Here is a 5,248-nt window from a genome sequence, read left to right on the forward strand (position 1 = left end):
AGCGACCAAATGCAAAATCGCTGACTCGTAAGGGCGGAAGTTAGTGGTGATGATTGGGTTTTTCGCTTGGCTTAATGCCCATTCAACGATTTGTTCTGGCGATTTACCTTGTAAATCTTGGTTGGCTTGGTCGATATTTAGATTTGGGTGTAATTGGCTCATAAAATATTCCTTAGTGATAATTAATAAGTGACGTAACTAAAATAAAAACAACTAAATCGAAAAACGATTAGTAACAAGTTTTATTGCAAGCAATGCTTTACGCACCTGCAAACATCGGTAATGCGCTAGCATCGCGACCGTCATAGCTACTGGCAAGAGCGTTAAATGCTTGACTGATATCAGAAATAGACTGCATATCGTGCTCGTTTATCACAAAACTGTCAGTGCCTGCGCGCAACAGATAAGCAATTTGATCGCGACCAAACTTGCCAGCCATGCGAATCTCACCTTCATAGCCCATGTGGCGCAGCGTTTGAGCAAAGCTAAATCCGCGTCCATCGGTAAAGGCAGGTACATGAATCACAATCAGTTCTTGCTGCAATAAGAACTCTGGTATTCGAGTCAATATTTCAGTATCGCTATTCGCTGTTATCCAAACACCCGTACGGCTGGCATGCTGGATGATTAGCTCATGTACTTGTTGAGACAGTCCACCTGCGATGTTACCTTTAGCATCTAACAAATCGCTAAGTGGCAGTAACACATCAGGTTTTTCTTGTTTTTGTAGCAACTCTAAAAGTGAGACGTGGCTTAGCGTAATACCATCTGGTAGCTCATCGGTATACAGCGCTAACCACGTATCCTTTTGACTGATATCAGCACCTTTATTGTTTAACACATGATGATTAGCCATAGACCTTCTCCTTAAAGGGGGCAATGCCAACGCGATCGACCAAGTCACCAAAGCCTTCTACATCATGCTCATTGCTGACGCGCTGTTCTAAATAAACATCCAGTATCTTTTGTAGCGTCGTTGCTACGTCATCTGCCGGTACCGCTTTGCCTAGTATTTTGCCAATTTTGGCATCGTTGCTAGAGTTACCGCCCAGACTGATTTGATACCAATGCTCGCCTTTTTTATCAACACCAAGAATACCGATATCACCCGTATGATGATGCGCACAAGCGTTCATGCAGCCAGACATATTGAGGCGAATGTCACCTAAGTCATAAAGATAGTCGAGATTATCAAACTGCTTTTCGATTTGTTCAGCGATATTGTGCGTGGTGGCATTGGCAAGTGAGCAATAATCCCAACCTGGGCAGACAATCATGTCTGTTAAGGTGTTGATATTCGGACGCGCCAGATGCAGATCAGACAATTGCTGCCATAACTCATATAACTGCTTGGTTTGCACATCGCTAAAGACTAAATTTTGCTGATAGGTACTACGCAATTCGCCAAAGTTATATTTATCGGCAAGATCTGCAAGCGCATCCATTTGTGACTCGCTGATATCACCTGACGGTACATAACTGCCGTTCACCAAACCGGCTTTTAAAGAAATCACGACTGCTCGATAGCCTGCTACTTTATGCGCCACCGTATTTTGCTGATACCAGTTGGCAAAATCTTTATCTTTATCAAGCGTTTGTTGTAGCTCTGCCTGTGTTTGTAACGCATCGAAAACTTTATAATCAGGTTCAGTAAAAAAGCTACTAGCAGTGGCAAAATTGGCATCAGTTAAGGTTAGTGGACCGTCTTTAATATGCGCTTCCCATTCTGCATCGACCAATTTGGCAAATGCAGGACCGCCCATACTCTCAACCAATATTTTGATACGTGCCTTATACTTATTATCACGGCGACCATGTAAGTTATAAACACGCAAAATAGCATCCAAATAGCTGAGCAGATGCTGACGTGGTAAAAACTCATTGATGACTTTGCCGATAACTGGCGTACGTCCAAGTCCACCGCCAACCAATACTTCAAAGCCAAGCTCACCTGCGTCATTGGTTTTTAGATGCAGTCCTACGTCATGTACTTGTGTCGCAGCACGGTCGTTGGCAGTACCGATAATGGCAATTTTAAATTTACGCGGTAAAAAAGCAAATTCTGGATGAAAGGTTGACCATTGACGAATAATTTCACAATAAGGACGCGGATCGGCAATCTCTTCTTTGTGGATACCGGCATACGGGTCGGTTGTGGTATTACGAATACAGTTGCCCGACGTTTGGATTGCGTGCATTTGCACCGACGCCAGCTCCGCCAATATATCTGGCACTTCTTCAAGTTTTGGCCAGTTCAGCTGAATATTGGTGCGGGTAGTAAAGTGCCCATAACCTTTGTCATATTTACGAGTAATCTCAGCCAACTTACGTAACTGATAGGTCGCAAGCAGTCCGTATGGCACTGCGATACGTAGCATGGGCGCATAACGCTGGATATAAAGACCGTTCTGCAAACGCAGCGGCAAAAATTGCTCTTCTGGCAACTCGCCCGCCAAAAACCGTTCGGTTTGGTCACGAAATTGGGCAACTCGTTCCTCTACTAAGGTTTGGTCAGCGTAGTTATATTGATACATGACGTAATCTCAATGTTATTTTTAAACGTAAAAGCAGCGATGAACATAATTTGTACGGATAATTCAGCTTATTGCCAATCGCAAGGTAAACAGTTCAGCCTTACATCATATAAGCTTACCGCTATAAACATAAATTCCTTTAAGACATATCCATATCCAAACACAGCATAAATTTTCATAACGAAAGTTAGGTAGCCTATAGTTATCGAATTTAACGCCTGTTTTTAATAACCAAGTTCTAATAAATAGTTTTAACGTACTGCAATTAGTGCCTTATCTACTCAATCGCTTGTTTAACCTATTCATTTGCAGTCATTCATCTTTTTCCCCATCTCTTAAGGTTGTAAAATCACTATGACATCTATCATTGCTAATCAAACACCATCAAAACTCGTTCCTCCACACGGTAGCGCTGAGCTAAAGCCGCTTTTATTAAAGGGTGAGGCTCGCGATCAGGCGCTGAAACTTGCCAGCACTTTACCGACGATTACGCTCAGCTCACGTGAGCGCGGTGATTTGATTATGTTTGGTATTGGCGGCTTTACACCGTTAAATGGTTTTATGAATCAAGCCGATTGGCAGGGCGTAGTTGATAATATGCGCCTGCAAAGTGGCGATAATGCTGGCTTGTTTTGGCCCATCCCTATTACTTTGTCAGCACCTAAAACGACAGCTGATAGTTTAAGTAAAGGCGATAAGGTAGCTTTAGTGGCAAAAGATGGCGAGATTATGGGTATCTTAACGGTGGAAGAGACCTATACTATCGACAAAGAGCATGAGTGCCAACAAGTCTTTACCACCACAGATCCAGAGCATCCCGGCGTTCAACAAGTCTTAGAGCAAGGCGAAGTCAATATTGCCGGTAGTGTCGAAGTCCTAAGTGAAGGCGAGTTCCCAACCTTATATCCTGAGATTTATAAAACCCCTGCTGAAACGCGAGAGATTTTGGATAATAAAGGCTGGCAAACGGTTGCTGCCTTCCAAACGCGCAATCCAATGCATCGCTCACACGAATACCTTGCCAAGATTGCCATTGAGATTTGCGATGGCGTATTGATACATTCGTTATTAGGTGCATTAAAGCCAGGTGATATCCCAGCCGACGTGCGCCAAGAAGCCATTAAAACCTTGATTGACAATTACTTTAGACAAGATACGGTAATTCAAGCCGGTTATCCGCTCGATATGCGTTATGCTGGACCACGTGAAGCATTATTGCATGCCGTATTCCGTCAAAACTATGGCTGTAGCCATCTAATCGTTGGTCGTGACCATGCGGGCGTTGGGGATTATTATGGCGCTTTTGATGCACAAACCATCTTTGATCATGTTGGTAAAGACGATCTGATTACCCAGCCGTTAAAGATTGGCTGGACGTTCTGGTGCAATGCTTGTAATGCCATGGCGTCAGACAAAACGTGTCCGCATGAAGCCTCTGAGCATGTCAAAGTCTCAGGGACCAAACTACGTAAAGCACTGTCAGAGGACGAAGAAGTGCCAGATAACTTTAGCCGTCCAGAAGTGTTGCAGATTTTGCGTGATTATTATGCCGGTATTGCATTTGATGAGCGTGCTGAGGTTAAATTGGTCGGGGCTTCTGCGGTATAGACATTCATATTAAATGTGAAACATTAAAAAAGGGTCAGATGATAAATCTGACCCTTTTTTTATTCTAAACATTGTGATTAGCTGAGCTCTAAATCACCTGCCAGCTTTTGATAGTCACCGACCAATGTGCCACCGCCAGAACAAAAATAGTTAAGCGCATATTTATCTTGGCTATCGATGGTCAGCTTATCGTTTTTGAATTGAAAAAAGACTGCGCTGTCATCCACTTTACTCTGAAAGATAATACCATGCGCGTCATCTTGCCCCATAAAAGTTGCTGTAGCATCAAATTGGCACGTCGGTTTCTTGATATCACTGCGTGCCCGTACCTGAATGGCTACCTGTTTATCTCCCTGTGCGCGTACCATCACACCCAACCAGTCATCCCCTTGCATGCGCTTAGCATAACCTTCAGAAGCATAGTCACCAACAATGACTTGCACAGCAGGTGAGAGCATGGTGGCAGATTGCGTGAGGCCATGATTGTCCAGATTGACTTTTGTAGTGTTATTACAGCCGCTCAAAGCAAGCAGCGCGGCACTCGTTAAGGAAAGGGTAGCAAAAAAACGCGAGTAACGAGAGAAAGAGTTCATCATTGAGACGCCTTGTTTGAGTGAATAAGTAGCAGAAAATGGCTCTACAAATCATTATTGATTGAGTTTATCGCTATTAATGGGAGTAAAGGGTCTTAAGCGGCTATATATAGCTAACGCTCAAAGTTCAGGCGATGCTATAGCTTACCTAAATATTCGTCTACTGGGCAAGCAATATCATAACTTATCCAAAAGTCACCGCTTATCTCTATATCGCAAAATAGATACTCAAAAAAGCCCATTGTAGAATAAATAATCACAGTGCTTATGCCAAGTTAATCACTCGATAAGCGTATTCGTCACTAAGCGTTTTTCATCTATGCTGCTAGCATATCTCTCATCAATAAAAAAAACACCTAACATTCTAACAACCAATGGCATCATGACATTATCGAGAGCGACTATGCAAACGACCAATACCGTTAAGAGTAACCCTTTGCGTTATATTTCAGTGACTGACAACCAAAACATTAAAGTCATCCAAAACAAATCATCGCGCACCTTGATGATAGG

Annotated in this window: 4 protein-coding genes; 1 reads left to right on the plus strand and 3 read right to left on the minus strand. The window is 43.0% G+C overall.

Annotation, left to right across the window (positions count from 1 at the left end):
- Positions 1-259: 259 nt before the first annotated feature.
- The gene (locus VLN09_RS02665) at positions 260-856 is read right to left on the minus strand and encodes a DUF934 domain-containing protein (protein ID WP_325243664.1); all 597 of its coding nucleotides are present in this window, start codon (positions 854-856) and stop codon (positions 260-262) included.
- On the minus strand, positions 849-2,534 hold the full coding sequence (locus VLN09_RS02670; RefSeq protein ID WP_325243665.1) for a nitrite/sulfite reductase: 1,686 nt from the start codon (positions 2,532-2,534) through the stop codon (positions 849-851). Before VLN09_RS02670 ends, VLN09_RS02665 begins: the two co-directional genes overlap by 8 nt.
- A gap of 354 nt (positions 2,535-2,888) precedes the next feature.
- Here VLN09_RS02670 and sat point away from each other — a divergent pair, with 354 nt between their 5' ends.
- Positions 2,889-4,142 carry a sulfate adenylyltransferase gene (gene sat / locus VLN09_RS02675; protein WP_325243666.1) on the plus strand — a complete coding sequence of 418 codons (1,254 nt, stop codon included), beginning with the start codon at positions 2,889-2,891 and terminating at the stop codon, positions 4,140-4,142.
- 77 nt (positions 4,143-4,219) lie between these two features.
- On the opposite strand, the gene VLN09_RS02680 is transcribed toward sat, so the two are convergent.
- Positions 4,220-4,738 (minus strand): hypothetical protein, encoded by a 519-nt coding sequence (locus VLN09_RS02680; RefSeq protein WP_325243667.1) that lies wholly within the window; start codon positions 4,736-4,738, stop codon positions 4,220-4,222.
- Positions 4,739-5,248: the final 510 nt, after the last annotated feature.

Source organism: Psychrobacter sp. (assembly GCF_035469765.1).
Lineage (GTDB): Bacteria > Pseudomonadota > Gammaproteobacteria > Pseudomonadales > Moraxellaceae > Psychrobacter.